This window comes from Rhodopila sp. (assembly GCF_965277825.1).
In the GTDB taxonomy this organism is placed as follows: domain Bacteria; phylum Pseudomonadota; class Alphaproteobacteria; order Acetobacterales; family Acetobacteraceae; genus Rhodopila.
Genome location: NZ_OZ255846.1, coordinates 3,891,326 through 3,917,932, shown reverse-complemented (window position 1 = coordinate 3,917,932; position 26,607 = coordinate 3,891,326). Strand labels below are relative to the sequence as shown.

General features: G+C 67.0%; 25 protein-coding genes. 15 read left to right on the top strand and 10 right to left on the bottom strand.

The window, feature by feature from the left end; genetic code table 11:
• Positions 1–93: 93 nt before the first annotated feature.
• A complete protein-coding gene (locus ACQY4T_RS19110) occupies positions 94–585 on the bottom strand; it encodes a sigma-70 family RNA polymerase sigma factor (RefSeq protein WP_428533947.1) in 492 nt (163 codons plus the stop codon).
• A gap of 1,266 nt (positions 586–1,851) precedes the next feature.
• Between ACQY4T_RS19110 and ACQY4T_RS19105 the strand changes: the two genes are divergently transcribed.
• The 5 genes from ACQY4T_RS19105 to ACQY4T_RS19085 all read left to right on the top strand — a co-directional run bounded on the left by ACQY4T_RS19105 (position 1,852) and on the right by ACQY4T_RS19085 (position 6,213).
• The gene (locus ACQY4T_RS19105) at positions 1,852–2,340 is read left to right on the top strand and encodes a hypothetical protein (RefSeq protein WP_428533945.1); all 489 of its coding nucleotides are present in this window, start codon (positions 1,852–1,854) and stop codon (positions 2,338–2,340) included.
• A 380-nt stretch (positions 2,341–2,720) separates the two neighbouring features.
• Positions 2,721–3,551 (top strand): polysaccharide biosynthesis/export family protein, encoded by an 831-nt coding sequence (locus ACQY4T_RS19100; protein ID WP_428533943.1) that lies wholly within the window; start codon positions 2,721–2,723, stop codon positions 3,549–3,551.
• Between the two features lie 236 nt (positions 3,552–3,787).
• Positions 3,788–4,147: a hypothetical protein gene (locus tag ACQY4T_RS19095; RefSeq protein WP_428533941.1), complete on the top strand. Its 360-nt coding sequence runs from the start codon at positions 3,788–3,790 to the stop codon at positions 4,145–4,147.
• A gap of 225 nt (positions 4,148–4,372) precedes the next feature.
• A complete protein-coding gene (locus tag ACQY4T_RS19090; protein ID WP_428533939.1) occupies positions 4,373–5,404 on the top strand; it encodes an alpha/beta fold hydrolase in 1,032 nt (343 codons plus the stop codon).
• 2 nt (positions 5,405–5,406) lie between these two features.
• Positions 5,407–6,213: a DUF72 domain-containing protein gene (locus ACQY4T_RS19085; RefSeq protein WP_428533937.1), complete on the top strand. Its 807-nt coding sequence runs from the start codon at positions 5,407–5,409 to the stop codon at positions 6,211–6,213.
• Positions 6,214–6,219: 6 nt separating this feature from the next.
• Here ACQY4T_RS19085 and ACQY4T_RS19080 read toward each other — a convergent pair whose 3' ends face one another.
• Positions 6,220–7,794: a DHA2 family efflux MFS transporter permease subunit gene (locus ACQY4T_RS19080; RefSeq protein WP_428533935.1), complete on the bottom strand. Its 1,575-nt coding sequence runs from the start codon at positions 7,792–7,794 to the stop codon at positions 6,220–6,222.
• A gap of 56 nt (positions 7,795–7,850) precedes the next feature.
• On the bottom strand, positions 7,851–8,921 hold the full coding sequence (locus tag ACQY4T_RS19075; protein ID WP_428533933.1) for an HlyD family secretion protein: 1,071 nt from the start codon (positions 8,919–8,921) through the stop codon (positions 7,851–7,853).
• A 209-nt stretch (positions 8,922–9,130) separates the two neighbouring features.
• Here ACQY4T_RS19075 and ACQY4T_RS19070 point away from each other — a divergent pair, with 209 nt between their 5' ends.
• Positions 9,131–9,769: a TetR/AcrR family transcriptional regulator gene (locus tag ACQY4T_RS19070; protein ID WP_428533931.1), complete on the top strand. Its 639-nt coding sequence runs from the start codon at positions 9,131–9,133 to the stop codon at positions 9,767–9,769.
• 193 nt (positions 9,770–9,962) lie between these two features.
• The gene (locus ACQY4T_RS19065; RefSeq protein WP_428533929.1) at positions 9,963–11,219 is read left to right on the top strand and encodes a pyridoxal-phosphate-dependent aminotransferase family protein; all 1,257 of its coding nucleotides are present in this window, start codon (positions 9,963–9,965) and stop codon (positions 11,217–11,219) included.
• A gap of 151 nt (positions 11,220–11,370) precedes the next feature.
• On the opposite strand, the gene ACQY4T_RS19060 is transcribed toward ACQY4T_RS19065, so the two are convergent.
• Positions 11,371–11,580, bottom strand: coding sequence for a hypothetical protein (locus ACQY4T_RS19060; RefSeq protein ID WP_428533927.1), 210 nt, complete (start codon positions 11,578–11,580; stop codon positions 11,371–11,373).
• Positions 11,581–11,723: 143 nt separating this feature from the next.
• A complete protein-coding gene (pdxY, locus tag ACQY4T_RS19055; RefSeq protein ID WP_428533925.1) occupies positions 11,724–12,584 on the bottom strand; it encodes a pyridoxal kinase PdxY in 861 nt (286 codons plus the stop codon).
• Between the two features lie 263 nt (positions 12,585–12,847).
• On the opposite strand from pdxY, the gene ACQY4T_RS19050 reads away from it, so the two are divergent.
• From ACQY4T_RS19050 to ACQY4T_RS19020, 7 genes are all read left to right on the top strand, one after another.
• Positions 12,848–13,921 carry an NADH:flavin oxidoreductase/NADH oxidase gene (locus tag ACQY4T_RS19050; RefSeq protein ID WP_428533923.1) on the top strand — a complete coding sequence of 358 codons (1,074 nt, stop codon included), beginning with the start codon at positions 12,848–12,850 and terminating at the stop codon, positions 13,919–13,921.
• Positions 13,922–14,213: 292 nt separating this feature from the next.
• Positions 14,214–14,759, top strand: coding sequence for a hypothetical protein (locus tag ACQY4T_RS19045; protein WP_428533921.1), 546 nt, complete (start codon positions 14,214–14,216; stop codon positions 14,757–14,759).
• A gap of 252 nt (positions 14,760–15,011) precedes the next feature.
• The gene (locus tag ACQY4T_RS19040; RefSeq protein ID WP_428533919.1) at positions 15,012–15,986 is read left to right on the top strand and encodes a S1C family serine protease; all 975 of its coding nucleotides are present in this window, start codon (positions 15,012–15,014) and stop codon (positions 15,984–15,986) included.
• Position 15,987: 1 nt separating this feature from the next.
• Positions 15,988–16,671 (top strand): MBL fold metallo-hydrolase, encoded by a 684-nt coding sequence (locus ACQY4T_RS19035; protein ID WP_428533917.1) that lies wholly within the window; start codon positions 15,988–15,990, stop codon positions 16,669–16,671.
• Positions 16,608–17,891: a DNA methyltransferase gene (locus ACQY4T_RS19030; protein WP_428533915.1), complete on the top strand. Its 1,284-nt coding sequence runs from the start codon at positions 16,608–16,610 to the stop codon at positions 17,889–17,891. The genes ACQY4T_RS19035 and ACQY4T_RS19030 overlap by 64 nt, the downstream gene beginning before the upstream one ends.
• 151 nt (positions 17,892–18,042) lie before the next feature.
• A complete protein-coding gene (locus ACQY4T_RS19025; protein WP_428533913.1) occupies positions 18,043–19,551 on the top strand; it encodes a glycosyltransferase in 1,509 nt (502 codons plus the stop codon).
• Positions 19,551–20,660, top strand: coding sequence for a GNAT family N-acetyltransferase (locus ACQY4T_RS19020; RefSeq protein ID WP_428533912.1), 1,110 nt, complete (start codon positions 19,551–19,553; stop codon positions 20,658–20,660). The genes ACQY4T_RS19025 and ACQY4T_RS19020 overlap by 1 nt, the downstream gene beginning before the upstream one ends.
• A gap of 3 nt (positions 20,661–20,663) precedes the next feature.
• On the opposite strand, the gene ACQY4T_RS19015 is transcribed toward ACQY4T_RS19020, so the two are convergent.
• The 5 genes from ACQY4T_RS19015 to pncA all read right to left on the bottom strand — a co-directional run bounded on the left by ACQY4T_RS19015 (position 20,664) and on the right by pncA (position 24,881).
• The gene (locus ACQY4T_RS19015) at positions 20,664–21,752 is read right to left on the bottom strand and encodes a GNAT family N-acetyltransferase (protein WP_428533910.1); all 1,089 of its coding nucleotides are present in this window, start codon (positions 21,750–21,752) and stop codon (positions 20,664–20,666) included.
• Entirely contained in the window at positions 21,730–22,443 is a 714-nt protein-coding gene (locus ACQY4T_RS19010; protein WP_428533908.1) for a YdcF family protein, read from the bottom strand. Before ACQY4T_RS19010 ends, ACQY4T_RS19015 begins: the two co-directional genes overlap by 23 nt.
• A 28-nt stretch (positions 22,444–22,471) precedes the next feature.
• Positions 22,472–23,404 carry an NAD-dependent epimerase/dehydratase family protein gene (locus tag ACQY4T_RS19005; RefSeq protein WP_428533906.1) on the bottom strand — a complete coding sequence of 311 codons (933 nt, stop codon included), beginning with the start codon at positions 23,402–23,404 and terminating at the stop codon, positions 22,472–22,474.
• Positions 23,405–23,659: 255 nt separating this feature from the next.
• Entirely contained in the window at positions 23,660–24,184 is a 525-nt protein-coding gene (locus ACQY4T_RS19000; protein ID WP_428533904.1) for a DUF2147 domain-containing protein, read from the bottom strand.
• Positions 24,185–24,230: 46 nt separating this feature from the next.
• A complete protein-coding gene (gene pncA, locus ACQY4T_RS18995; RefSeq protein WP_428533902.1) occupies positions 24,231–24,881 on the bottom strand; it encodes a bifunctional nicotinamidase/pyrazinamidase in 651 nt (216 codons plus the stop codon).
• Positions 24,882–25,018: 137 nt separating this feature from the next.
• Here pncA and ACQY4T_RS18990 point away from each other — a divergent pair, with 137 nt between their 5' ends.
• A complete protein-coding gene (locus ACQY4T_RS18990) occupies positions 25,019–26,605 on the top strand; it encodes an ABC transporter substrate-binding protein (protein ID WP_428533900.1) in 1,587 nt (528 codons plus the stop codon).
• Positions 26,606–26,607: the final 2 nt, after the last annotated feature.

The following is a 26,607-nucleotide window of genomic DNA, read 5'->3' as shown; positions in this document are numbered from 1 at the left end:
TCCCTGGTGGGGGCCGGCGCCCCCATGTCGATCGCGATGTTGCCGGAGGTCGATGGTTCGGGTGGCCGCCGGGTATCCAGCGGCGCGGCTAGGTCAGGCCGCCATCTTGGTTTCGTCGCCCATCAGGTAGGCGCGCAATTGCAGCCTGGCGCGGTGAACGCGGCTTTTCAGCGTGCCGATCGCGCAGCCGGTCTGTTCGGCGGCGTCCTCGTACGATTTCTCTTGCAGAACGATCATGAACAGCGCCTCGCGCTGGTCGGGCGGCAGACGCTCGAGCGCCCAGCCGAGTTCGCGCAGGGCGGTGCGATCTTCATGCGCGGCGGCGACGGGAACCTCGGGCATGTTCTCGGTATCGGTGAATTCGCGCTTGCTGCGAACGCTGCTGATGAAATGGTTGATCATGATGCGGTGCACCCAGGCCGAGAAGTTCGTTCCGGGTATGAAACAGTCACGCGCGACCAACGCCTTGGTTGCGACGTCCTGGGTCAGATCGTCGGCGGCGGCTCGGTTACGGGTCAAAGCCAAGGCCCAGACACGCATCTTCGGCATGAACGAAATGAGCTGATCGTGGAATTCCTGCGGCATGGTCGGCGCCTCCTGATCGTTCAGTTGTGGCTGATCTGAAGGACCTGAGGGCTGAACCGGAGGTGTGCAAGGCGGCTGACATGACGGTGATGAACAGGTTGCGTTACGGTTTACGTAAGGTGGCACGATCGCGTTTGCGTGAGGTCACGTCCGTATGAACACAATCACTTTTATTGTGCCGGCGCTCCGGGCGCCGCATGACTGCGGCAACGCCCTTCATAGCGGGGAATCAACGTGCGTCTTGCCATTTCGGCCGTGGCAGCGGTTTCCGGCCTTCTGCTGCTGGGTCTTTCGATTTATGGACAACCCGCGGTCTATCTCCATCAGGCGCGTGAGCAGTGGAATTCGCTGATGGACGAGCCACAGCCGGAGCCGACGGCGGCGCCTGATCACGATGCCGCGGGTGGGCGTGTGGCGCAACTGCAACAGCGGGTCGCGCAGCTTGAGGACGAGTTGGCCAGCAAACCGGAGCCGGCGCAGCCGGCAAGCTTGGACGCCGCGGCGCCGTCTGCCTCGGCACAGCCGCGGACGTCTGAGTTGGAGGCTGCGTTGGCCGCCGCGCCGCCGGCGGTTGTGCCGCTGAGCGGTCCGCCGCCTGGCGCATCGGGTCAGAACGCGACGCCGACGGCGGTTGACGTGACGCAGACTTCGCCGCCGCAAGGTCCGGCGGTGGCCCCGCCAAGGCTTCCGCCGCTGCCAACACCTCCGCCGGTGCCGCCTGCGCCGCCGGCGGCTTTGCCGGCGACGGCCGCGGCGCCGGCTGTGCCTCAGTCTGGGCCGGGGACTGCAACCGGTCGGCCCGATTTAGCGTCCGCGCGCGGCACCGCGCCTGGCGCGGTGCCGGAACGGCATGAGCTCACTGTGGCCGGCGCGGTTTCGTCGGGGCCGCCGCCTGCCACGGTGGACGCGGCTGGGCAGCAGCCGGGCAAGGGCATGGCAGCCAGGACGGCGGCTGGACGGAGTGATGCGGCCAAGCTGGAGCCGGCGCCGAGTGGGGTGGATGCGAGCGCGGAGACCGAGGCGGCGAGGGCCAGGCCGAAGACGCCCCCGATAAACGGGGGCAGGGTTGAGGGGGCCCGGAACGACGCGGCCAGGCCAGACGCGGCGACGGCAGACGCGGGCCGGAACGACGCGGCCAGGGCGGACGCGGCCAGGGCGGACGCGACTCGAAGTGATGTGGCCCGGAACGATGTGGCCCGGATCGGATCGGGCAGGGGCGAGGTTTCCAGGACCGAGCCGGCGAAGCCGGCGCCACAGAAGCTTGCGTTGGCGAGGCCGGCGCCGCCGCCGCCGCCGCCGCCGCCGGTTCGTCAGGAGCAGCCCGATGACGCGCAATCGGTGCTGGCGCGGTTGCGCCAGCTTGCCGCGCCGGGCGTTGCTCCGGAGCAACCGGACAGTCCCCCGGTCGAGCCGCGGCCGCGGGTCGCTTCATCGCCGACCTTGCCCAAGCTGAACGCGGCGCGAGCGGCGCTGGCTGCCGGACGGATCGAGGATGCGCGGCGATTGCTGCAGGAAGCGCAACTGCAACTGGTGTTTCGTCCGGTCAATGGAGCCGGCGATGAATCGCCGGGCGCGGCGAGGAGTTCGGCTGACGTGGCGCACGCGCTGGACGCGTTGAGCGGCAACGACGTGCCGCTGAGCCGGCGCTACATCGACGTGGCGACGGCCGATTTATCGGGTGGGGGCGGGCGCGAGCCGGTTCAGCAAACGCAGATCCGCGCCAACGGCTATGCGCCTGCCTACCCGCCACGCTAGTGTCGCGCGTCGGAGCATAGCGATACGTGGCTTTTTTGTTGAATATCCGATGCACGCGCCGGATCAGCGGCTTCCGAGTCGCGTACTTCTTTGCGATCGCATAGTAGTACGCAACACATGACGCTGCCTTTACGTCAGGTGGCGGGTCGAATTTGCTTGGAATCGGCCAACGGTGGTTGGCATAGGGTTTGCTGCGTATTGTTGGGTGATCGTTTTATGAGGTTCGCGCCTGGTGCTGAGCGGATGCGAGGGGCGGGATGCGACCGGCGGATGCATGTCGCGGGCATTGCGGGATGAACTGGTGCGACACGCGTTCGGGAAAGCTGCCTTGGGCGAACGTCAGAGTCTTCGCTGAACCAACCGACAGGGGTTAAAAACACATGAATGAAGAAGCCATCCGCATGGTGCTCGCAAGCAACGAAACCGGACGCTCGGTTCGGCGCGGCCGGGTGATCGCTCCGGCCGGGATCGTGTTCGCGGGGGCGGTTGCGTTGGCGGCGTGTTCCCCGGTGCCGGACCTGCCGCCGGCGCCGATGGAGCCGGCGGCGTCGACCTTTACGTCCAATCTGCCGCCGTATCGGATCCAGGTGGGTGACACGCTGGACGTGCGTCTGTTGCTTAATCCGGAATTGAACGAAGAAGTGACGGTTCGGCCTGACGGGCATATCTCGACCACGGCGGTGTCTGACGCGGTGGCGTATGGGCATACGCCGTCGGAGTTGGCGGAGACGCTGCGCAAGGGCTACTCGAAGGAGCTGCAGAATCCGCGGGTGACGGTGGAGGTGAAGTCGTTCGCGCCGACCCGGGTCTATGTCGGCGGCGAGGTGAATACGCCGGGCGAGTTCATCACGGTCGGACCGACGCTGACGCTGTCGCAGGCGATCGCGCGGGCGGGGGGCACCAAGCTGAGCAGCGACGACGGGTCGGTATTCGTGATACGGCGCGGTCCGGGCGACAAGCCGGAGTTCCTGTCGGTGAAGTGGCGGGCGTTGCGCCAGGGTCGCGACGCGGATGCCGATATCCGCTTGGCGCCGTATGACGTGGTGTATGTGCCGAAGCTTGGCATTGCCGAGGTCTATCAGTTCTACAACCAGTATATCGGGCAGTTTGCCAACCCCAGCTTCGGGTTCTCTTACCTGCTGAACAACGCGGCCGGCGGCGGCGGCTCCGTCGTCGCCGCGCCGGTGACGGGGGGGGCCGTCGGGCGATAACGCAAATGCGGCGTCGGCTGGGCCGGCGCCGCGTTTCGATGCTGTGATACGGGGTTCGTGATACGGGCTTTATTGCTGCTGCCCGAGCCGTCGGCCAGGACGCGGCGCCGACTTCGCGGGCGGACGCCGTGTCGGTTTGCGGCGTGGCGCGATCAAAGGTCGAGTAACCATTCATGGGTGCATCTGTGTGGAAAGCGCGAGCCGATGATGGGGCAGGACCGCGGCGATTTGTTGGCATGACCTTTGCGCTCTCGGAGGATGTTCGTTTCAACGCCGCGGAGAGCGGGGCAACCTTGGCGCTGCCGGCAGGCCTATTCACCGGGCTGGATATCGCGGACCGAGAGGTTCTGACGGACTGGCTGGAGGATGCCGACGGGATCGATACGGTGATGGATTTTTCCCCCCGGCGGTGGAACGTTGCCGGTGCCCGGCGCATCCTCGGGGTTTTCGAGGCCGGCAAGGAGACCGCGACGTGGTTGATCGTGCGGGACGGGTCGGGCTGGATGCTGCTGCGTTGCCGGGATAGTTTCGTTTCGAACTTAACAATCCGGCTGGCGGACGTGTTGCGGCTGATCGACAAGCAATGCGGCGGCTGATGGAGGGTCCATCGCCCGCGGTGGGCGGATCGCTGCGAGCGGGAGTGCGCCTGACCTGGCGGATCGGGTACACGGGTCGCGTGCCACGCGGGGCTCGATCCCCGTTTTCAGTGGTCTGCTGATCCGAAACCTCAGCCGCGAAGTGGGGCGAGGACACGAGCTGTTCGGTTTGCTGCGTGATTCACCCGCCTTGAACGTTGCGCCCGGCGCGATCATGCTCTGGCGATGATGTTTCCTGTCACCGAACATATGGCGGTCAGCGAACGCCATAGGACATTTTATCTGAGCTGCGGCGCCGCCGATGCGACTCCGCTGATCTTTGTGCATGGCTGGCCGGAGCTGTCGATCAGTTGGCGGCATCAGCTTCCGGTATTCGCGGCGCTGGGTTTTCGCGCCATCGCGCCGGATATGCGAGGCTATGGCCGGTCCAGCGTTTATCCTCGGCATGAGGACTATGCGCTGGAGCCGATTGTCGCCGACATGCTGGATTTGCTGGCTGCGCTGGGGCGCGACAAGGCGGTTTGGGTGGGGCACGACTGGGGCAGCCCGGTGGTGTGGAGCCTGGGGAGTCATCACCCCGAACGTTGCCTGGGTCTGGTCAATCTGTGCGTGCCATATCTGCCTGGCGGCTTCACGCCGGGGGAGACGGGTGCGCTGATCGATCGGGGTGTGTATCCCGAGGCGGAGTATCCCGCCGGTCAGTGGGAGTATCAACTGTTCTACCAGGAGAATTTCGCCAAGGCGGTGGCGGATTTCGAGGCGGACGTGGCGGCCACGGTGAAGGCGCTGTTCCGCAAAGGCAGTGCGGCGGGCAAGGGGCAGCCGTCGCGCACCGCGTTGGTGCGGCGTGACGGCGGCTGGTTCGGGGGCGCGGGCCGAGCGCCCGCGGTGCCTCGGGATGGCGACGTGTTGAGCGAGGCGGATTGCAGCGTTCACGTCGCGTCGCTGCAGCGCAATGGGTTTTTCGGGCCGGATTCCTGGTACATGAACCACGCCCGGAATGGCGCGTTCGCGCGGCAGGCTCGGGATGGCGGGCGGCTGTCGATGCCGGTGTTGTTCCTGCACGGGGCGTTCGATTACACCTGCGAGACGTTGGTGTCTCGTCTGGCGGAGCCGATGCGGGCGTCCTGTGCCGATTTGAGCGAAGCGGTGGTTCAATCAGGGCACTGGATGGCGCAGGAGAATCCGGTCGCGGTCAACGCGGCGCTGGCGCGGTTTTTGGCGACCAAGCTGGCCGCGGTCTGGCGGGACGGTTGATCGTGAAGCGGGGTGGCGAGGGGCGGATCCGGATCGGTGTGGGCGGCTGGACCTACGATCCCTGGCGCGGGATGTTCTACCCGGACGGTCTGGCGCAAAAGCGGGAGCTGGAATTCGCCAGCCGCAAGCTGACGGCGATCGAGATCAACGGCACCTATTACGGGTCGCAGAAACCGGCGAGTTTCATCAAGTGGCATGATGAGACGCCGGACGATTTCGTGTTCTCGGTCAAGGGGTCGCGCTACACCACCAACCGCCGGGTGCTGGCCGAGGCCGGCGAATCGATCGAGCGGTTCTTCAACAGCGGCGTGATGCATCTGGGGGCCAAGCTGGGGCCGATCCTGTGGCAGTTCATGGCGACCAAGAAATTCGACCCGGCCGATTTCGAGGGATTCCTGAAGCGGTTGCCGAGGTCGGTGGAGGGGCAGGCGGTGCGTCATGCGGTGGAGGTGCGGCATGACAGTTTCCGCACGCCGGAGTTTGTCGCGCTGGCGGCCGAGCATGGGGTTGCGATCGTGGTGGCGGGGGATTCGGCGTATCCGCAGATCGCCGATCCGACCGCGTCTTTCGTTTATGCCCGGATCATGGGGACGGCGGAGGATGAGGCGCTGGGGTACAGCGGGGAGGCTTTGGATCAGTGGGTGCGGCGGGCCAGGCAATGGGCGTCGGGCGGGATGGCGGATGGCTTGGCGGCGGTTGGCACGGCCGGGAAAGCTGGCGGGGCTCGCGAGGTTTTTCTTTATGTCATCAGTGGGTTCAAGGCGCGCAACCCGGCGGCGGCGATGGCGATGATCGAACGGGTCGGGTGATCGGCTTCAATGCGCGCCGGCGGCCCCGGCAGTAGATTTCCGCATTCCGACCGAGGTCACCAGCGCCAGCAGCAATGCCGCGCCCATCATGTAGAAGGCGTCGCTGTAGGCCAGGAAATAGGATTGCGCGCGCACGCTTCGGCCGATCTGCACCACGGCCTCGTGCCAGGCGGACGCGGCATCGCTGATGCCGTTCGACATGAAATACGCTTGTAGCGACGCGATGCGCTGCCGGGTGGCCTCGTTCAGCAGCGAGACGTTGGCGGTGATGATGCTGGAGTGGAACTGCTCACGCTTGGTGACGAAGGTTTCCAGCGCGGCGATGCCGATGGAGCCGCCGAGGTTGCGCATCATGTTGAACATGGCGGAGGCGGAACCGGCGAACTGACGTTCGATGCCGCTGGTGGTCAACGCCGAGAGTGGGGTCATTATCAGGGCCTGGCCGACGGCGCGCACCAGGTTGGGCAGCAGAAGCTGGGGGGCGGCGTAATCGGCGGTGATCCAGAGGTTCATGAAGCAGCTCGTGGCGAACAGGCCGAAGCCGACCGCGACCAGCAACCTGGTGTCGATGTAGCGCATCAGTGTGGGCACGAACGGGATCAGCACGAGTTGGGGCAGCCCAGTCCAGGCCAGCACCAAACCGACCTGTTCGGCGTTGTAGCCCTGCAGCTGCGAAAGGTAGACCGGCAGTAGATACACTGATCCATACAGTGCCATGCCCATGATGACGTTGGCGAGGCTGCCGAGGCCGAAGTTGCGCCGCAGCAGCAGGCGCAGGTTCAGCAATGGGTCGCGGATGGTCAGCTCGGTCCAGAAGAACAGCGCGAAGGACACCACGGCGATGACCGACAGGCGGACGATGAAGCTGGAGCCGAACCAGTCGTCCTTGTTGCCTTCCTCCAGCACGGTCTGCAGCGAGGCCAGCCCGATCGCCAGCGTAACGATACCGAACCAGTCGCCGTGGCGCAGCATGCCGAGTTGCATCGGCGCTTTCGGCAGAGTGGGCCACAGCGTCGCCAGCATGATCGCGCCGGGTATCAGGTTGACGTAGAAGATGTACTGCCAGCCGTAGGTCTCGGTCAGGTAGCCGCCGATGGTGGGCCCGATCGCCGGGGCGAAGGTCGCCGAGATGGCGAACAATGCCAGCCCGATCGGCTGTTTGGCGCGCGGCAGCATGGTCAGCGTCAGGGTGAAGGCGAGCGGGATCAGCACGCCGCCGAAGAAGCCTTGCAGGGCGCGGAGCACGATCATCTGCGGCAGGTTCTGGGCGAACGCGCAGGCCACCGACATCACCAGGAACATGAAGGTGTTGGCCAGCAGATAGCGCCGGAGCGAGAACACTGGGGCGAGGAAGCCGGTGAGCGGGATGACGACGATCTCGGCAACCAGATAGGCGGTGGAGATCCAGCCGCCGTCGTCGATGCCGGCGCCGATGGCGCCCTGGATGTTGGGCAGCGAGGCGTTGGTGATCTGGATGTTGAGCACGGCGATGAAGGCCCCGATCATCGCGGCGGATACTGCAAGCCAGGTGCGGAGATCGGCTTGGGGCTCGCTGTCGGCTTGTGCTGCGGGATTGGGCATGACGGTGCGGGACTGGTCGGGTGCGGGGCTGGGCAGGTGCGGGGCTTGGCGTCGGGTCAGCGCGGCTGGCGGCGGGTGTCGATCGAGGGCTCGACCGACATCCCGGGGCGCAGCACGTTCGCTGCCGTTCCGGGATCTGGATCGAGCACGATCTTCACCGGCAGGCGCTGGACGATCTTGGTGAAGTTGCCGGTGGCGTTGTCCGGCGGCAGCAAGGCGAATTGCAGCCCCGTGGCTGGCGCGACGCTGTCCACATGGCCGTGGATCTCGGCGCTGGGGAAGGTGTCGACGGAGATCCGAACCGGTTGGCCGGGCCGCACATCGGTCAGTTGGGTCTCCTTGTAGTTGGCGACGACGTAGACCGCGTTGAGCGGCACGATCGCCATCAATTGGGTGCCGGCCTGGACGTATTGGCCGACCCGCAGCGTGCGTGCGCCGACTGTGCCATCGACCGGCGCGGTGAGTTCGGTGTAGCCGAGGTTAAGCTGGGCCTGCTGTTCGGCGGCGCGGTAATGTTGCAGTTGCGCCGCCGCCCTGACCCTGTCTGCCTTCAGCACGTCGATCTGCTGGCGGGCTGCCATCAGCGCCGAACCGGCTCGGCCGAGGTCGGCGGCGCGCTGAGTCAACTGTGATTGGCTTTGCTGGTCGGACTGAATTGTGCCGGCGCCGGAACGGGACAGCGTCTGGTAGCGGGCGTGGTCCTGCTGGGCGAAGCGTAGCGCGGCGTCGGCCCCGATCACCTGCTGGTTGGCCTGCTCGATGAGCGAGGCTTGCAAGGCCAGTTGGGCATCGATCGAGCCGATCGCGGCCTCGGCGGTCTGGCGATCGGCGACGGCTAGACGCAACGCGGTCTGGTAGTCTCGGTCATCGATGCGGGCGAGCACCTGGCCGGCTTGGACCGGTTGGTTGTCGCTGACCAGGACCTGGGCGATGTAGCCTGGCACGCGCGGCGCGATCAGCGTGTTGTCGGCCTCCACATAGGCGTCGTCGGTGTCGATCATGAACCGGCCGGTGCGCCAGTACTGGGTACCGTATTGCGCCGCCGCGGCCAGGCCCAGCACCACGAGGGTGCCGAGGGCCGCACGCTTGACCCAGCCCTTGCGGCGAGCGCCGACGGGTTCCCGCATGGTTTCCGGGCGCCCGGTTGTCGCTCTTTGCGCTGTGGTAGCCTGGTCCATGGAATCTCGTGCCGCCTATTTCGCTACACCATGTAGCGGTGGGGAATGTGTGCGGGATTCCGGCGCATACAACCCGTGCCGTTGGATATACGCGACATGCTGTATTGGAATGGCTTGTCTTGGCGGATTGGTTGCCATATTGCCTGTAGGAGCCCGTCATGCAGTCATCGGAAATCGCCCGACCGGCCGGACGACCGCAGCCTGAACGACTGCAGCCCGGACGATCACAGCCTGGACGACCGCGTTGCGATGCCACTCGCAAGTCGGTGCTGGCGGCGGCGTATGATCTGCTGGCCGAGGGCGGGCTGAGCCGGTTCACGATCGAAGGCGTGGCGGTGCGGTCGGGCGTGGCGCGCAGCACGATCTATCGGTGGTGGCCATCGAAGGGCGCGCTGGCGATGGAGGGGTTCTTGCAGGCGACGGCGGCGGATCTGGCGGTGCCGGCCTCGGACTCGGTGGTCGCTGACCTGCAGGCGACGTTGCGGCGGTTCGCGCGCCTGGTGCGCGGCAAGGCGGGGCGGATCATTCGCTGCATCATCGCCGAGGGGCAGGGTGACCCGGAGACCATCGAGGCGTTCCTGACCGGCTTCGTGATGCCCAGGCGGGCCGAGGTGCGTGCGGTGATCGCCAGGGGTATTGCGTCCGGGGAGTTGCGGCGCGACCTGGATGTCGAGATCACCTGTAGCGGCCTGTTCGGTCCGCTTTACCTGCGCATGCTGCTGAACGAGGGCGTGGATGACGCGTGGGTGGACCGGTTGTCCGGCTTTGTTCTGGCGGGGTGCCTCGCGCGGCGGTGATCGCTGGCGGCGGTGGGACGGACAGCTGGGCGGACAAGCCCGGGGGCGGACAAGCGAGGGGCGGATAAGTGGGGGGGTTGACTAGCGGGGGAGGCGGACAGCCGGGCATGGCAGCTACCCTTGCGGGATGGGGGTAGGATCGCGAGGATGGTCTATAAGCCTGCGGGTCAGGACCTTGATAGGATCGTCGCACATGCCCAAGCCTTCGATGTCGAACCCCTTGGGGTCAAAGTCTTCAGGATCCGCGTCTTCAGGGTCCAGGGCCGCGGGGTCTGGGGTCGCGCGGGCGCGCGGGCGGCATTTCTTTGCCAATCCCGGCCCGACCAACATCCCCGACAGCGTGCTGCGGGCAATGGACCGCAACAGCATCGACTTCAACGATCCGGAGTTCGTCGAGGTTTATGACGCCGCGTTCCATGGCGTGAAGCGGGTGCTGCAGACCGAGCAGCATCTGTTTATGTACAATGCGTCGGGTCATGGGGCGTGGGAGGCCAGCCTGACCAACCTGCTGTCGCCGGGGGATGTGATCCTGGTGCTCGAGTCGGGCTATTTCTCCGAGGAGTGGGCGAGCATGGCTCGCGGCCATGGGCTGGAGGTGCGGGTGGTGGAGGCCGACTGGCGCCGCGGGGTGGACATCGGCGAGGTCGGCAAGGCCCTGGCGGCCGACGGCGCACGGGCGATCAAGGCGGTGTGCGTGGTACACAACGAGACCGCGACCGGAATGATGCTGCCGTTGCCGGCGATTCGCGCGGCGATCGACGCGGCGGGGCATCCGGCGTTGCTGCTGGTGGACACGATCTCTTCACTGGGGTCGCTGGAGTTCCGGATGGATGCGTGGGGGGTGGATTGCGTGGTGGGCGGCAGCCAGAAGGGGCTGATGCTGCCGACCGGCATGAGCTTTACCGGGGTGTCCGACAAGGCCCTGGCGGCGCATCGGCAGGCCAAACTGCATCGTTTCTACTTCGATTGGACGATGATGGCGAACCGGGTGCAGAAGAGCTTCATCGGCACCATTCCGGTGAACATTTTCTATGGGCTGCGGGAGTCGATCCGTCTGCTGGACGACGAGGGGCTGGACAACGTGGTCGATCGCCATGCCAGGCTGGCGGAGGCGACGCGGCGGGCGGTTCAGGTGTGGGCCGGCAACGATGGGCCACGGCTGTTCTGTCTGTCGCCGGAACGGTATTCCAACTCGGTCACCGCGGTGCTGATGCCGGAGGGGTTCAACCCCGATTCGTTGCGCAAGACGGTTCGGGACCGGTTCAATGTTTCGTTGGGCGGCGGGCTGGGCAGGCTGGGCGGCAAGATTTTCCGCATCGGGCATCTTGGCGACTTGAATGAGCCGATGCTGCTGGGGGCGTTGGCGGCGGTCGAGATGGGGATGCGGATCGAGGGCGTGCCGCATGCGCGTGGCGGGGTCGAGGCGGCGATGGCGTTCCTGGCGGAGTAGCGGGTCGGGGCCGATCCTGTAACGCTTTCAGGGTGACCGTAAATGGTCACCGCGCTCTCGCTGTGTTTGAGCAAGCAGCTTTATCAGCCTAACCTTACAGTCAGGCTGAGGTTGCTCAGGTTCACCGACCGGCCTCGGGGTTGGCTTGCGCTCAGTAATAGCGCCAGCGGCGGCGGCGGCGGTCCCAGGCGCGGTGGCGATAGCGGTGGCGGTTCCAGTAGTAATAGGCCGGTTGGATCGACGTGGCTTGCGACAAGGTGGTGCGACCGAGCAGAGCGGTGGCTGGGGCGGCGGAGGCGATGCTGGCCGCGCCGATGAGCAGACCAAGGATCGTCAAAGTCGCCAGGGTGATGTTTCGCATGGCATGGCTCCAGTCGATGTCGGTATCGGCGATGTACTCGTAGCGGCGGTGATTCGTCCAGACGTCCGGGGCTGGCGCGGGGTCGGGTTTCTATTTGCTGACTGGTCTTGGGCAAGGGGGTTCAGGGCTGGATCGCGTTGGCTTCAGCAGGCGGTCGGCTTGAAGGTCTGAGTCGGTGTGACGAATTCCTGCTGAGCTGGCACGGTCAGGATTTCGGGAGATCCGGCCTGCGCGGTTTGCCGCAGCACGCCATGGATCGACGACCCGGCAGCCTGCAATGCCGCCACCGCGCTGCTGCTGCGCAAGTAGTGGAACAGAAACAGCGCGGCGATCGCATCGCCGGCACCGTTGACGTTGAGTTGCAGGCGGGGCGTGCGCAGTAGGTGGAACCCGTCCCCGGCGGCGGTCATCATATCGATGCAATCGGGTGGCGTGGTGTCGGTCTCCAGGCTGGTCAGCAGCACGCAGGCCGGGCCGCCGCCGCGCAGCATGGAACGAAGCCGCAGCAGTGCCTGCCTCGCCCCGTCCAGGGTGGAACAATCGAGCCCGGTCAGGCGCTCGATCTCGAACCGGTTGGGGGTGGTGATGTCAGCGGCCGGCAGGGCTTTCAGGCGCAGGAAATCCTCGATCCCGGGGCGGACATAGACGCCGGTATCGGTGTCGCCGATCACCGGGTCGCAGCAGTACAGCGCGGCCGGGTTGGCTTGGCGCACCGAGGTGATGGCGTGCAGGATGGCGTCGCCAATGTCGGCCTGTCCGACGTAGCCTGTCAGCACGGCATCGCAACGTGGCAGCACGCCTCGGGCTGCGATGCCGTCGATCAGGTCGCGCACTGACTGGCCGGAGTAGGCGGTGCCCTGCCATTCGCCGTAGCCGGTGTGGTTGGAGAACTGGACGGTGTTGATGGCCCAGACCTCGGCGCCGAGGCGCTGCAGCGGGAAGACCGCGCTGGCGTTGCCGACGTGGCCGTAGGACACCCAGGATTGGATGGAGAGGATGTTCATGGGGCGGTGGCCTGCTTGTTTCAGTGTCGTTCCGACTACGGCATGGGCGGCTTCATCGCTCGGGTGGAAATGGCCCGCACGGGGACATCGTCTGGGGTCGGCGCTGATTGGGCGCGCGAGGGCCGAGCATCGCGGGCTCGCAGGTCATTCGGCGCCGGGGTCACATTTCAAGCTTGGGGCAGCAGGTATATACGGGCGTGGCGTATTCGCGCCCGAGATCCGGCTACCGCCGGGTCGGCTGTCCAACGAGGATATCTTGCCGCATGTCAACGCCGTTGCTTTTCCAGCCGGTCAGCTTTCGCTCGGTCACCGCGCGCAACCGGATCGTGGTTTCGCCGATGTGTCAATACAGTGCCAATGACGGGCTGGGCAATGAATGGCACGTTCAGCACCTGGGGGCTCGCGCCGCCGGGGGTGCCGGGATCGTGTTCACCGAAGCGACGCACGTCTCGGCGGTTGGGCGGATCACGCCGCATTGCCTTGGCTTGTATAATGCCGAGCACCAGGCGCTGTTGGGGCGGCTGGCGGGGGTGATCGCGCAATGCGGATCGGTGCCGGCGATCCAGATCGCCCATGCCGGGCGGAAGGCGTCGTCGCAGGTGCCGTGGCAGGGCGGCAAGCCGATCCCGGTGGGCGAGGGCGGCTGGGTTCCGCTGGCGCCGAGCGCGTTGCCCGCGGTTCCGGGCGCGACCGATCCGCATGCGCTTTCCAGCAGTGAGATCGGCGACATCATCGGCCAATTCGCCGCCACCGCCAGGATGGCCAGGCAGGCCGGCTTCAAGATCCTGGAAATTCACGGCGCGCACGGCTACCTGGCTCATTCGTTCCTGTCGCCGGTGTCGAACCGGCGCAACGACGCCTATGGCGGCGACGCCGACGGTCGGTCGCGTTTCCTGCTGGAGGTGGTCGAGGCGGTGCGCGGGCAGTGGCCGTTGGAGTTGCCGCTGTGGGTGCGGCTGTCCTGCTCCGACTGGGTGGCGGGGGGCCTGACGATCGAGGACACCGTGGCGCTGGCGCGCAGGCTCGCTGCCACCGGGCAGGTTGACCTGATCGATTGCTCGTCTGGGGGCGTGTCGCACGAGCAGACGATTCCGTCGCATCCGGGTTATCAGGTGCCGTTCGCCGAGGCGATTCGCCAGCAGGCGGGGATCGCCACCGGGGCGGTCGGGTTGATCACCGAACCCACCCATGCGGCCGAGATCGTCGCCAATGGCAGGGCGGACGTGGTGCTGCTGGCTCGGGCGATGCTGGCCGATCCGGGGTGGCCGTGGCGGGCGGCGCGTTGCTTGGGCGTGCAGCCCGACGTGCCCAGCCAATATCTGCGCGCCGGATTGTAGCGTCTGATCGGTGCGGGCGGTCGGCGGCCGCATGACTGGTCGCGGGGGGCATGGCGGGTCGCGCTGGGGCGCGCATGACTGGTCGCGCTGGGGCGCTGATGGGCTGGTCGCGGCGCCCGGGCATGGCTGGTCGCGTTGGGGCGGCCATGGTGGGTCGGGCATGGCGGGTCGCGCTGGGGCGCGCATGGGCTGGTCGCGGTGGGGTGCGCATTGCCGATCGCGGCGGCGCCCGGCACAATGACCTGTCTCCATCCGGGATCTACCGGAGTCGGTCCGGCTGGCGGAGTTTTTGATGTCTTCTGGTTTTCGTTTCGGCGCCCTTGTGTGCGTCGGGTTGCTGATGCTGCCGCTGCTGGGGTGTGCCCCCACCGCCAACACGTTTGCTCCGGTGTGCCCGACGCCCAGGCTGATTCCTGCTTTGGCGGATGTGACACGCTACGGCGGTCCGGGGCCGGCGCATGACGTCACCGACCTGATCCTGCAGGCGCGAGTGGTCGCGGTGAACGGAAGCTGCCAGCTCGGCGATGACAAAGATACGCTGGCGGCGAAGGTGCAGGTTTCGATCTCGATCCAGCGTGGGCCGGCGATGAAGGGGCGGCAGGCGGACGTTCCATTGTTCCTGGCGGTGACGGAGGGCAAGACGGTGCGTGACAAGAAGGTGTATCCGCTGCATCTTACGTTTCCGCCCAACGTCGACCGCTTGACCATCACCAGCCCGAACATCGACCTGGACTTGCCGGTTTCCGGCGACAGAACGGGTGCGGCGTACAGTATCATCGCCGGATTCCAGCTTTCCGCGGCCGAGTTGGCGGCGAACCGTCAGGCGGGCGGCGGGTGATCAGGTGTTTTCGGGCGGATTTGGCGACGGGGCTGGGGTCGGGTTTGCCGGCAGAGCCGATGGTGGCAATGTTGGCAGAGCCGATGGTGGCAATGTCGGCAGAGCGTGTGGTGGCATTGTCGGCAGGGCCGATGGTGGCATTGTCGGCAGGGCCGATGGTGGCATTGTCGGCAGGGTGGAAAGGTCCGATATACTAGGGGCATGACCGATACCCCACCGAAGGGCCGTCCCAACCAGGGAAGACGTCGAGGCATGAAGAAAGACGACTGGGAAATCCCGTCCAATCTGCAGCCTGACCCGAGTGACTTCTCGTTCGACCTCGAACGGGCGATGAAGGCTGTGGTCAGCCTGAAGACCTATGTTCCCGCCGACGCGTTTACCGCCGGCACGCTGGGCACCGAACGGGCGGGCAGCGGGGTGGTGATTTCGGGCACCGGGCTGATCGCGACGATCGGCTACCTGATCACCGAGGCGGAGACGCTGTGGATCACCTCCAACGATGGCCAGGCGGTGCCCGGTCATGCGCTGGCGTACGACCAGGAGAGCGGGTTCGGGCTGGTGCAGGCGCTGGGCAAGCTGGAGGTGCCGCATCTGGAGCTGGGCGATTCGGATCGGCTGAAGGTCGGCGATCAGGCGGTGCTGTCGGCTGGTGGCGGGCGTCATCACTCAATCGAGACGCGGATCGTCGGGCGGCAGGAATTCGCCGGGTATTGGGAATACGTGCTGGACGACGCGCTGTTCACCGCGCCGGCGCATCCGTTCTGGGGCGGCTGCGGGCTGATCGGCGGCGATGGCAAGCTGATGGGCGTCGGGTCGCTGATCTTGCAGCAGGGCGACGGCAAGGGTCGGCGGCTGGACATGAACATGGTGGTGCCGATCGGGCTGCTGGCGCCAATCATGGAAGATCTGCTGAGCTATGGCCGGGTGAACCGCCCGGCTCGGCCGTGGCTCGGGCTGTATGCCACCGAGTCGGACGAAACCCTGATGGTGGGCGGGCTGTCGGACAACGGTCCGGCGGAGCAGGCGGGGGTGCGCGCGGGCGACCGGATCCTGACGGTGAACGACGAGGAAATCCCGGACCTGGCGGGGCTGTGGCGACGAGTCTGGTCGTCGGGCAGTGCCGGGGCTGAGGTGCGGCTGCGGCTCGAGCGCGACGGGTCGCCGAAGCGGGTGTCGGTTCGTTCAGCGGATCGGGCGAGTTTCCTGAAGTCACCGAAACTGCACTGACATGACCGGCGGGGGCACGACCGCGGGCGGTAAGAGCAGGTTGCGTGGTGCGATCGTGCCGGTGACGCCGTTCCAGCAGAACTGCTCGATCCTGTGGGACGAGGCCAGCAAGGTTGGCATGGTGGTCGATCCGGGCGGCGACGTGGACAGGATCCTGGCGGCGGTCGAGCAAACCGGGGCGGCGATCGAGAAGATCGTGCTGACCCATGGCCACCTGGACCATGCCGGCGGGGCGGCGAGTTTGCGCGATGCGTTGCGGGAGCGGTTGGGGCAGCCGGTGCCGATCGAGGGGCCGGACTTGCGCGACCGGTTTCTGCTGGACGGGATCGCCGAACAGGCGGCTGGTTTCGGGTTCGAGGCGCGCAATGTGACGCCGGATCGCTGGATGGCGGAGGGTGACGTGCTGGCGCTGGGGCGGCATCGCTTCGACGTGCTGCATTGCCCGGGGCACACGCCGGGGTCGTTGGTGTTCGTCAACGCGGCGGCGCGGTTCGCTCTGGTGGGCGATGTGCTGTTTCAGGGGTCGGTCGGACGGACGGACTTCGAGTATGGCGACCACGCCGCGCTGATCGCGGCGATCAAGACCAAGTTGTTGCCGCTGGGCGACGATCTGTCGTTCCTGTGCGGGCATGGTCCGGGGTCGAGCATCGGGGCGGAGAAGGCGGCCAATCCATTCCTGCGCTGAACGCGGCGCGGGAGCTGGGTCTGTCGCCTACGGTTCAGCCCCGGGTTGCGGACTTCGTCGAGGGGCTGCGTCGGTTCAGCTTCGATGGCGTGCCAACGGTCACGTTCGAGCAGGGCGGGCTGTGCTATTTCGTCAATGCGTTCTGGACCGCCGGGCAGCGGCGCGGGCACAGCCTGCATGAGATCAGTTACCGCGCCTGCTTCAAGGGCCAGCTTCCGGGATTTTTCATCGAGCGGCTGACCGAACCGGGGGATCGGGTATTCGATCCGTTTTCCGGCCGTGGCACCACGGCGGTGCAGGCGGCGTTGCTGGGCCGTGCGCCGGCGGCCAATGACGTCAGCCCGTTGAGTGCGATGTTGTGCGCGCCTCGGCTGGATCCCCCGTCGGTCGCCGCGGTGCTGGCGCGGCTGGCGGAGATCGATCTGTCCGGCGCGGCGGCGGATCCGGCGGAGGCCGATCTGCTGGCGTTCTATCATCCCGACACGTTGCGCCAGATCAGTGCGTTGCGGGCGTGGCTGCTGGAGCGGCCGGTGCTGGATGCGGTGGATCAGTGGATCCGGATGGTGGCGATCAACCGGCTGAGCGGGCACTCCGCCGGGTTCTTTTCGGTCTATACGATGCCGCCGAACCAGGCGGTCTCGGCTGGGTCGCAGCGCAAGATCAATGCGGCGCGCGGGCAGGTTCCGCCGCTGCGGGATGTGCGGGCGATCATCCTGAAGAAGACGGTGAGCCTGCTGGCCGACGGGGCGCCGCCGCCGCATCCTCCGGCGCTGCTGTTGACCGGGGCGGCCGAGCAGACGCCGGAGCTGGCCGATGCGTCGGTGGATCTGATCGTGACGTCTCCGCCGTTCCTCGATGTGGTGGATTACGCGGGTGACAACTGGCTGCGCTGCTGGTTTGCCGGGATCGATGCGGGGCGGGTGCGGATCGACCGGCACCGGGACGTGCTGGCGTGGCAGGGTTTCGTCCGGCGTGGATTCCAGGAGTTCGCGCGGGTGGTGCGGCCGGGTGGGGTGGTGGCGTTCGAGGTGGGCGAGGTGCGCGGCGGGCGGGTTTTGCTGGAGCGTCACGTCGCGGCGGCGATCGAGGGGCTGCCGTTCGATGTGTTGGGGGTGATGGTGAACCAGCAGAGTTTCACCAAGACGGCGAATTGCTGGGGAGTGGGGAACAATCGTGGGGGCACGAATACCAATCGGATCGTGATGGCGGTGCGGCGGTAGCGGCGGTGGGTAGTTGCGGGGTGGGGACGGTAGGCGGCGGGGATGAAATCGTCATTGCGTCAGGCGCAGGTGCGCTGAATGCGGAAAGCATTGCGTCAGCGAAAGAGTCTGCGGTATCGGTCGGGTGCCGACAAGCTGAGGATGTTTTGACGTGGATGGGGCGACCGGACTAACGGGCGAGGGCAGGGCACCGCTGGTCGCGCATGTGTTTCCGAGCTTTGCCGTGGGTGGCGCTCAGGTGCGGTTTGCCGCCATCGCCAACCATTTCGGGCCGGCGTTTCGCCATATCGTGGTGGCCCTGGATGGCGACCTGGCGTGCCGGGAGCGGTTGCGGCCGGATCTGGATGTGATGTTCCCCGGTGTCGCGGCGGCCAAGGGCGCGATGGTCTTGAATGCCTGGCACTATCGGGGGCTGTTGCGGGCGTGGCGGCCGGATGTGCTGGTGACCTGCAACTGGGGGGCGATCGAGTTCGCGCTGGCCAATATCGTGCCGGTGACCCGGCATCTGCATGTGGTCGATGGTTTTGGGCCGGAGGAGCATGAGGCGCAGATTGCCAGGCGCGTGCTGACCCGGCGGGTGGTGCTGCGTCGGACGCCGGTGGTGCTGCCCTCGCGCCGGCTGGTGCGGATCGCCACGGACATCTGGAAGCTGCCGCCGGGCGTCGTCCGCTACGTGCCGAACGGGATCGACCTGGCGCGATTCGCGACCGACGGTGGCCAGCGTTTATCGAGGCGCGGTTCGGGTGGCGCTTCGTGGGGTGGTTCCAGGGGCGCTTCGCGGGGTGTTTTGGGGGGTGGTTACGGGGGTGGTTGGGGGCAACCGGTGATCGGTACCGTGGCGGCGTTGCGGGCGGAGAAGAACATCGCTCGGCTGCTGCGCGCGCTCGCGATGCTGCCGTCGGGGCGGCTGGTGGTGGTCGGCGATGGGCCCGAGCGTGGCGCGCTGGAGTCGCTGTCCGCCGCGCTGGGGGTGTCTGAGCGGGTGCATTTTGCCGGTCATCATCGGGACACATCGGGGCTTTATGCCCAGTTCGACATCTTCGCGCTGTCGTCGGACACCGAACAGATGCCGCTGTCGGTGATCGAGGCGATGGCCAGCGGGCTGCCGGTGGTTTCCACCGATGTCGGGGATGTCGGGCTGATGCTGACGCCGGAGAACGTGCCTTACGTGACGCGGTTGGACGATGCGGCGCTGACGGTGGCGCTTGGAGGGTTAATGGCCGACCCCGATCTGTGCCTCCGGATCGGGGCGGCCAACCTGGCGAAGGCGCGGCGGGATTTCGATCAGTCGGCGATGTTCGCGGCGCATGCGGCGTTGTGGCGCGGGGGGTGCGATTCGTTGGCGGAGGCTGGGCGGGACGCAGTGGCGGGGGTTGGGCAGGGTGCAGTGGTGCGGCGGGACGCGGTGGCGGCGGCCGGGCAGGGCGCAGCGATGGGGCTGGACGCATTGGCCGGCGGCGGGCTGGACGCAGCGGCCAGTCAAGACGCAGCGGCCGAGCTGGACCCAACGGCAGTGGCCGGGCAGGACCCAACGGCAGTGGCCGGGCAGGACGCAGTGGCCCGGCAGGACGCAGTGGCCCGGCAGGACGCAGTGGCTGGGCAGGACGCAGTGGCGGGGGGCGGACGGGATGCCGTGGTGGGGGTGCGGCCGGCGCCGTGATGACCGCGGTTCGGGTCAGCGGGGTCGCGGATTTCACCGAACTGTGCCGGTGTTGGCGGGAACTTGAACAGCGCTCTGAACTATCGTTTTTCCAGAGCTGGACCTGGGTGGGGTGTCTGGCGGCGGAGCGGTTTGATGACCCGGTGCTGGTGACGGCGACCGAGGCGGGACGTATCGTTGCGTTGGCTTTGTTCAACCGGGTGCGGCGCTGGCCGGGTCCGGCGGTGCTGTATATGGGGGCGAGCGGTTCGGCGGATCGCGACAGTCCTTGGGTGGAGCAGAACGGCGTGGTTGCCGAGGCGGGGCGGGCGCGGGAGCTGACCGAGCGGTGTCTGCGCGCGGTGACGTCTCGGTATGAGGTAGTCTTGCCGGGGGTGAGCGGGGCAGAGTTGGCGGCGCTGCGGCGGGTGGCGGGGTTGGTTCGGGTGGAGCGATCGCAGGCCTCGCCTTTCGTTGATCTGGCCGGACTGCGTGACTCGGGCAGGGACTATTTGGCGGAGCGCAGCGCGAACACTCGCCAGCAGATCCGCCGTTCCGATCGGATCTACCAGCGCGATGGGCCGATCGTGGTGCAGCGGGCGGACTCGGTGGCGATGGCGTGGGCGATGCTGGATGAGATGGCGGTGCTGCACCAGGCGGCGTGGCGGTCGCGCGGCGAGCCGGGCTGCTTTGCCACGCCGTTCTTCCGGCGGTTTCATGGGCAGTTGATCGCTAGTGCGATGCCGCTCGGCGAAGCGGCTTTGCTGAAGGTGACGTGCGGCGGGACGGTGATCGGAATTCTGTATAATTTCGTCCATCGCGGGCGGATGCTGGCGTATCAGAGCGGGTTCGCCTATCGGGCGGCGACCGCGGCGGCCAAGCCGGGGTTGACGTGCCACCATCAGGCAATCCGAATGGCGAGCGAGCAGGGGCTGGCGGCCTATGACTTCCTGGCCGGGGATGATCGTTACAAGGTCAGCCTCGCCGGCGGGACGCAGCAGCAGATCTGGGCGGTCGGCGGCCCGGTCTGGTCGCCTGGTCTGTTGTTGCGGGCCGGGCTTCATCGGGTTCGGTCGGTGCGGTTGCCGGCGATGTTGCCCAGTTCAGGCGTTAAAGCGCCGGCGGGCTGACCGTCAGGCTGGCGGCCGCGAGCAGGCTTTGGCGCGTCGCTGGCGTAGAGCGTCGCGGATGCGTCCGGCGGCGTGGCGCAGCAGCTGGGCCGCGCCGGCGGAACTTCGGGGGTTGACCAGCAGCAGTCCGATGCGCTGGCGGCGCTGGGTGGCCCAGCCCTGCTTGTAGGCATCGTCGCCGCGGCCGAAGTCGATTTGGCCCGCGCGGTCGTGGTCGAGCAGGTGGCGCAGCATCAGCGCGGTCAGCACGGTGCCGGGGGAGTGCGCCTTGAATGCCTCGTCATGGGCCAGTTTCAGCACGATGGCGTTGCCGTGCTTCAGTACCCAGATCTGCACCGCGACCGGGTCGGCGCCGATCCACCAGACGCCGAAGCGCAGCAGGCCCTGAGCCGCCATTGCCCGCATCAGGGCGACGTTGAAGCTGGCGAACGGTTCGGGTTGCTTCCAACTGCGACGGTAGACGGATTCGAACGCCTGGGCTGCGATGTCGAGCTGGTCCGGCCGGGTGAGCAGGTCGAATCGGGAGTCGGGCAGTTTCTCGGCGCGGCGCAATCGGCGGCGGATGGTCTCGCGCAGCGCGCCGGGGCGGCGGTGCAGGTAGGCTGACCAGTCGAGGCCGTTCACCTCTTCGTACCAGTTGCCGAAATGCTCGAAGCGCAGGACGCGCATGCCGGCTTGGCGGGCGCCGGCTTGCAGATCGGTCAGGGCGTCGGATTCGGCGGGCAGGGCGTCGAGGCGGACAGTGCCATGGGTGCGGCAGAACCTGGCGAAGGCGGTCATGGCGGCGAGCCGGGTGGGCGGGTCGAGGCCGGCGGCGAGTAGCGGGGTGTAGTCGCAGCTATACGGCGTGGTCAGGCTGGTCAGCCGGTTGGCGGTGCGCAGCAGCGGCAGCAGCGCCACGACGCGCCCGGCCGAACGGATCAGCACGAAGGCGGGGGTCGCGCCAGCGGGCATCGCGTGCGCCAGCACGACTTGCCACCACGACCGGCTGGCGAAGATGCCGGGGGCGTCGTCGAGCAGCGCCAGTGCCTCGGGCGGCAGGTGGTCCAGGGTGGCGACGATCTGGAGGTCAGCGCATCGTGTAGAAGGCATATCCGATCCATTCGTGCAGCGCGTAATAGCCGGTCTGCCAGGCGCTGACGCGGGGAATAAAGTCGCCGAGATCGAGCCGGGGCGGGGCATCCAGGTCGGTGGGCGCGGCGGTAACCGTCAGTCCGGCTTGCCGGAAGGCGAGAATGGCGCGGCGCATATGCCAGGAATGGGTCACCAGATAGATCGAGTCGATGCCGTCGGCGCGCAGGATGTCGGCGCTGAAGCGGGCATTTTGCCAAGTGTCGGCGGATTTCGGCTCGACCCAGCGCACCGGGGTGCGAAAATCGTCTTGCAGGCTTTGCGCCATGACTGCCGCCACGGACGCGTCGCCCGGCCGCGGGACGCCGCCGCTGACCAGGATCGGCAGGCCGGTGCGTCGATGCATCATGGCCGCGGTGCGCAGCCGGTCGAGGGTGAGCAGCCCTGGCCGGGCGCCGAGTTTTTCCTGGTCGGTGCGGGTTTCGTCGGCGCTGAGGACGACGATGGCCCGCGGCGGATGGTCGGCGGGCCGGGTTGTCATCAGGTTGGGCTCGAGCGCGCGGAGCATGGTGTTGGAGACGATCGGCATGCCGAGCAGGATGAGGGCGATCAGGGCAGTCCAGGTCAGGCGGCGGCCGAAGCGGCGCCAGCCGGCGCGCATGGTCAGGCCGGCGACGGCCAGGATGACCAGGCCGGTCGGCGGCAGGAGCATGGCGGAGAGGAGTTCCCGCACGCCGCGATCAGGCCGCTGAGCCGTTGATCCAGGCCAGTACGTCGGCCAGGCCGGTGCGCAGCTTCACGCGCTGTGGCAGGCCCAGGATGCTGTTGGCAAGGTTGGGGGCGCCGACGGAGTGGCGGATTTCAGCGGCGCGCGGCGGGGCGGTCTCGACATCGAGTGAGTGGCCGGTGAGGTCGGCGATCAGGCGGGCCAGGGCCTCGACCGAGGTTGCGGTGCCGGTGCAGACGTTGAACACCGGCGCATCGGCCGGGCGCAGGGCCATGGCGGCGAGCAGGGCGCGGACCACGTCGGCGACGTAGATGAAATCTCGGGTCTGCTGACCGTCGCCGAAGATTTTCAGCGATCCGGCGGCGGCGATGCGTTGGCAGAATATCGAAATCACGCCGGAATAGGGGGATTTCGGGTCCTGGCGCGGGCCGTAGACGTTGAAGAAGCGCAGGCCGACGGTGGGTATGCGGTGGACGTGGCTGGCAACCCTGGCATGCAGCTCACAGCCGTATTTGTCGGCGCCGTAGGCTGACAATGGCCGGCAGGGGTCGGTTTCGGCGATGGGAACGTGGGCGGCGTCGCCGTAAACCGCGGCGGAGGAGGCGTAAACCACGGGGATCGGGCGGTCCTGGCGGCGGATCGCGTCGAACAGGGTGATGGTGCCGGTGAGGTTGGCGTGGTGGGTGCCGAGCCAGTCGGTGACGCCTTTTTCGACCGAGGCGATGGCGGCGAGATGGAAACAGCCATCGACGCCTGCGATGGCTGCGGCGACTGCCGCCGGGTCGGCGACGTCGCCCTGGATCAGGGTGGCGGCGGGCGGCAGGTTGGATCGGAGGCCGGTCGACAGGTCATCCAGCACGCGCACGGTGTCGCCGCTGGCGATCAGGGCGTCGCACAGGTGGGAGCCGATGAAGCCGGCGCCGCCGGTGACCAGGTAGGTGCTCACCGGCCGGGCGCCTGGCGATGCGGGATGGGCGGCTGGACGTTGGTGGGAGGGATCGCGACGGGCGATGGTTGGCTGGGAATGTTCCCGGCGCCGCTTATGCCGGTCGGAGCGGTCCGAGCGGCGGTGGAAACCGTGGTTGGTTGGGTCAAAGGTGATGCTTTCCGACGGCAATCGTTGCACTCGCAGTGTGCCACGTTGTGGGGTCGAGATGAAGCGCGGAATGCTCCGGATTGGCCGGCGGGGTTGCTGATCGGCCTATCTTGGGATGGTTTGCCCGTGCGGCGAGGGCCGGCCTGCCACGGCGATCGCGGCGCGGGGGCCGATGCGGCAGTCCGCCGGCGTTGGTCCGGGGTATCGGGTCCAGGTCTGGGTGTGGCCCAGCAGCGGGACACCGAAAAAGCCGCGCAAGGCGAGGTTGCCGTTTGGGTCGAGGTGAAGCTCGACGCCCCAGACGTGGCCGTTGCGCGGATCGGTGATGTGGCCTTTCCACAGGTTGGGGCGAACCTGCCTGGCGTCGGTGATCAGCAGCAGGTGGCACTGCGAGATGCCGCGATAATCGACCGGCATCGGGTCGGTCGGGCGGTCAAGGAACAAGCCGACGAAGCGGCCGCAGAGGTCGGCGCCGCAGAATGAGATGGCGACCACGGCGCCGCGCCCCGGGGTGAGCCACAACCCGGTTGGTGCAGGGATGGCCGATCGGGGTGTGGCGGCCTGGGATGGCTGGAGCGGCAGCAGCAAGAGGATCAGGCCGATAAGGCGGCAGGCGAGGCGGTTGGTCATGTCCGGTCGATGGTGGTTCGTTCGCGCCGGTGTGGCGGCGTGCGTGTTATATGGGGTGCAGCTCGCGGCTTTCGATGAACCCGGCACACAGGGCGATTAGCCTGTCGCGGGCGTCATCCATTGTGGTGCGGCCTGGCGCGGTGGGCAGGGCGATGCCGCGACAGGCGTCCTGGATGATGGTGACCGAGAAGCCGAGGCGGATGGCATCCTCGGTCGACCAGGCGACGCAGAAATCGGTGGCGAGGCCGCACAGGAACAGCCGGGTGAAGCCGCGCTGGCGCAGCCAGGCCTCCAGGCCGGTGGGGGTCTGCCGGTCGTTCTCGAAGAACGCGGAATAGCTGTCGAGGGCGCGATGGAAGCCCTTGCGGATGATCACCTGGATGCGGGTCTGCTGGATCGCCGGGTGGATGGTGGCGTTCGGGGTGCCGGCGATGGCGTGATCGGGCCACAGGATCTGGTCGCCATAGGGCATCCGGATGGTGTCGTATGGTTGGCGGCCGGGATGGGCGCTGGCGAAGGAGGCGTGGCCGGCGGGGTGCCAGTCCTGAGTGGCGAAGGCGTGGTCGAAACGGCCGAGCAGACGGTTGACGATCGGCACGATGGCGTCGCCGTCGGCGACCGCGAGTTCACCGCCGGGCATGAAGGTGGGCTGGACGTCGACCAGGCCCAGGATGTCGGTCTGGGGATCAAATTGCATGCTCGGTCTCTTTTATTGGCCGCGGTCTTTGTTGTTTGGCGCGGTCTCTCTTGTTTGGCGCGGTGCGGCCGGGCTAACTTCGTGCGATTGGGCTGGAGCGACAAGAACCAGCGACGAAAACCTTGGAGAACAATCGTATGCCGCGTTTGCCGCTATCCGCGATGGCGCTTCTGGCCGCCTTGACGGCGTCCGCTGTCACGCCACCGACGGCCGAGGCCGCGGTGTTGCGCTGGGCTAATGATGGCGATGTCAACGCGATGGACCCGGCGACCCGGCAGGAGACGGTGCAGCTTAGTTTCCTGTCCAACATCTACGAGCCTCTGGTGCGGCGCAACGCCAAGCTGGGGCTGGAGCCTTCGCTGGCTGTGTCGTGGGAGCAGACGTCGCCGACAGTGTGGCGGTTTCATCTGCGGCCCGGGGTGAAGTGGCAGGACGGGTCGCCGTTCACCGCCGACGATGTGGTGTTCACGCTGAAGCGGATCCTGGCGCCGGATTCGTCGATGCGCGCGCCGATGTCGCCGGTGAAGGAGGCGCGCAAGGTCGATGACCTGACGGTGGACTTCGAGACCACTGTTCCGGACCCGATCTTCCTGCAAGAACAAACTAACATGCTGATCATGTCGAAAGCGTGGTGCGAGGCACACAACGCGACGAAGCCGGTGACGATCGGCAAGGAAGACAATTACGCGTTGCACAATGCGATGGGCACCGGACCGTTCAAGCTGGTGTCGCGGGAGCCGGACCGGAAGACGGTGGTGGAGAAGAACCCGCTGTGGTGGGACAAGCCACAGGGGAACCTGGACCGGGTGGAGTTCGACGTGATCGCGTCGGCGCCGACCCGGGTGGCGGCGCTGCTGTCGGGCGAGGTGGACATGATCTACACCGTGCCGCCGCAGGACATCGCGCGGATCAAGCAGGCCTCGGGTTTGAAGGTGCTGGAAACGCCGGAGCTGCGGACGATCTATCTGGGGTTCAACCAGGACCGGGCGGAACTGGCGACGTCGGACGTGAAGGGCAAGAACCCGTTCAAGGACCGGCGGGTGCGCGAAGCGGTGGCGCTGTCGATCAATGAGCCGGCGATCGCCAGCCGGGTGATGTTGGGGCTGGGGCACCCGACGTGGGAGATGTGGGGGCCCGGGGTCAATGGCTACAACGCGGCGCTGGATGTGCGGCCGAAGGTCGACCTGGCGAAGGCGAAGCAGTTGATGGTTGAGGCGGGTTATGCGAACGGATTTCGGGTGGCGCTGGACTGTCCGAACGACCGCTATGTGATGGACGAGCAGATCTGCACCGCGATTGTTTCGATGCTGGCTCGGACTGGCATCAAGGTCGATTTGAACGCGCAGACGAAGTCGAAGTACTTCAACAAGATACTGGCGCCGAACTATAATACCGACTTCTATATGCTGGGCTGGACGCCGGCGACGTATGATGCCCACAACGTGCTGTATACGCTGCTGGGAACGCGCAACGGCAAGCGGGGCGAGGTCAACTCCGGCGGCTATTCCAACCCCGAACTGGATGCGCTGACCGACAAGATCGGGGTGGAGACCGACCAGAAGAAGCGGGACGACATGATCGACCAGGCGATCAAGATCGTGCAGACGGATGTGGCGACGGTTCCGTTGCATCAGCAGGTGATCGTGTGGGCGATGAAGGACAATGTCGATGTGGCGCAGCCGGCGGACAATTTCTTTCCGTATCGACTGGTGCGGGTGAAGTAGCG

Excerpts from the sequence above, each read along its gene's own strand:
- ACQY4T_RS19110 (WP_428533947.1), bottom strand. The coding sequence starts at position 585 with ATGCCGCAGGAATTCCACGATCAGCTCATTTCGTTCATGCCGAAGATG.
- ACQY4T_RS19100 (WP_428533943.1), top strand. The coding sequence starts at position 2,721 with ATGAATGAAGAAGCCATCCGCATGGTGCTCGCAAGCAACGAAACCGGA.
- ACQY4T_RS19095 (WP_428533941.1), top strand. The coding sequence starts at position 3,788 with ATGACCTTTGCGCTCTCGGAGGATGTTCGTTTCAACGCCGCGGAGAGC.
- ACQY4T_RS19090 (WP_428533939.1), top strand. The coding sequence starts at position 4,373 with ATGATGTTTCCTGTCACCGAACATATGGCGGTCAGCGAACGCCATAGG.
- ACQY4T_RS19080 (WP_428533935.1), bottom strand. The coding sequence starts at position 7,794 with ATGCCCAATCCCGCAGCACAAGCCGACAGCGAGCCCCAAGCCGATCTC.
- ACQY4T_RS19075 (WP_428533933.1), bottom strand. The coding sequence starts at position 8,921 with ATGCGGGAACCCGTCGGCGCTCGCCGCAAGGGCTGGGTCAAGCGTGCG.
- ACQY4T_RS19070 (WP_428533931.1), top strand. The coding sequence starts at position 9,131 with ATGCAGTCATCGGAAATCGCCCGACCGGCCGGACGACCGCAGCCTGAA.
- ACQY4T_RS19065 (WP_428533929.1), top strand. The coding sequence starts at position 9,963 with ATGCCCAAGCCTTCGATGTCGAACCCCTTGGGGTCAAAGTCTTCAGGA.
- ACQY4T_RS19060 (WP_428533927.1), bottom strand. The coding sequence starts at position 11,580 with ATGCGAAACATCACCCTGGCGACTTTGACGATCCTTGGTCTGCTCATC.
- pdxY (WP_428533925.1), bottom strand. The coding sequence starts at position 12,584 with ATGAACATCCTCTCCATCCAATCCTGGGTGTCCTACGGCCACGTCGGC.
- ACQY4T_RS19050 (WP_428533923.1), top strand. The coding sequence starts at position 12,848 with ATGTCAACGCCGTTGCTTTTCCAGCCGGTCAGCTTTCGCTCGGTCACC.
- ACQY4T_RS19045 (WP_428533921.1), top strand. The coding sequence starts at position 14,214 with ATGTCTTCTGGTTTTCGTTTCGGCGCCCTTGTGTGCGTCGGGTTGCTG.
- ACQY4T_RS19040 (WP_428533919.1), top strand. The coding sequence starts at position 15,012 with ATGAAGAAAGACGACTGGGAAATCCCGTCCAATCTGCAGCCTGACCCG.
- ACQY4T_RS19035 (WP_428533917.1), top strand. The coding sequence starts at position 15,988 with ATGACCGGCGGGGGCACGACCGCGGGCGGTAAGAGCAGGTTGCGTGGT.
- ACQY4T_RS19020 (WP_428533912.1), top strand. The coding sequence starts at position 19,551 with ATGACCGCGGTTCGGGTCAGCGGGGTCGCGGATTTCACCGAACTGTGC.
- ACQY4T_RS19015 (WP_428533910.1), bottom strand. The coding sequence starts at position 21,752 with ATGCCTTCTACACGATGCGCTGACCTCCAGATCGTCGCCACCCTGGAC.
- ACQY4T_RS19010 (WP_428533908.1), bottom strand. The coding sequence starts at position 22,443 with ATGCTCCTGCCGCCGACCGGCCTGGTCATCCTGGCCGTCGCCGGCCTG.
- ACQY4T_RS19000 (WP_428533904.1), bottom strand. The coding sequence starts at position 24,184 with ATGACCAACCGCCTCGCCTGCCGCCTTATCGGCCTGATCCTCTTGCTG.
- pncA (WP_428533902.1), bottom strand. The coding sequence starts at position 24,881 with ATGCAATTTGATCCCCAGACCGACATCCTGGGCCTGGTCGACGTCCAG.
- ACQY4T_RS18990 (WP_428533900.1), top strand. The coding sequence starts at position 25,019 with ATGCCGCGTTTGCCGCTATCCGCGATGGCGCTTCTGGCCGCCTTGACG.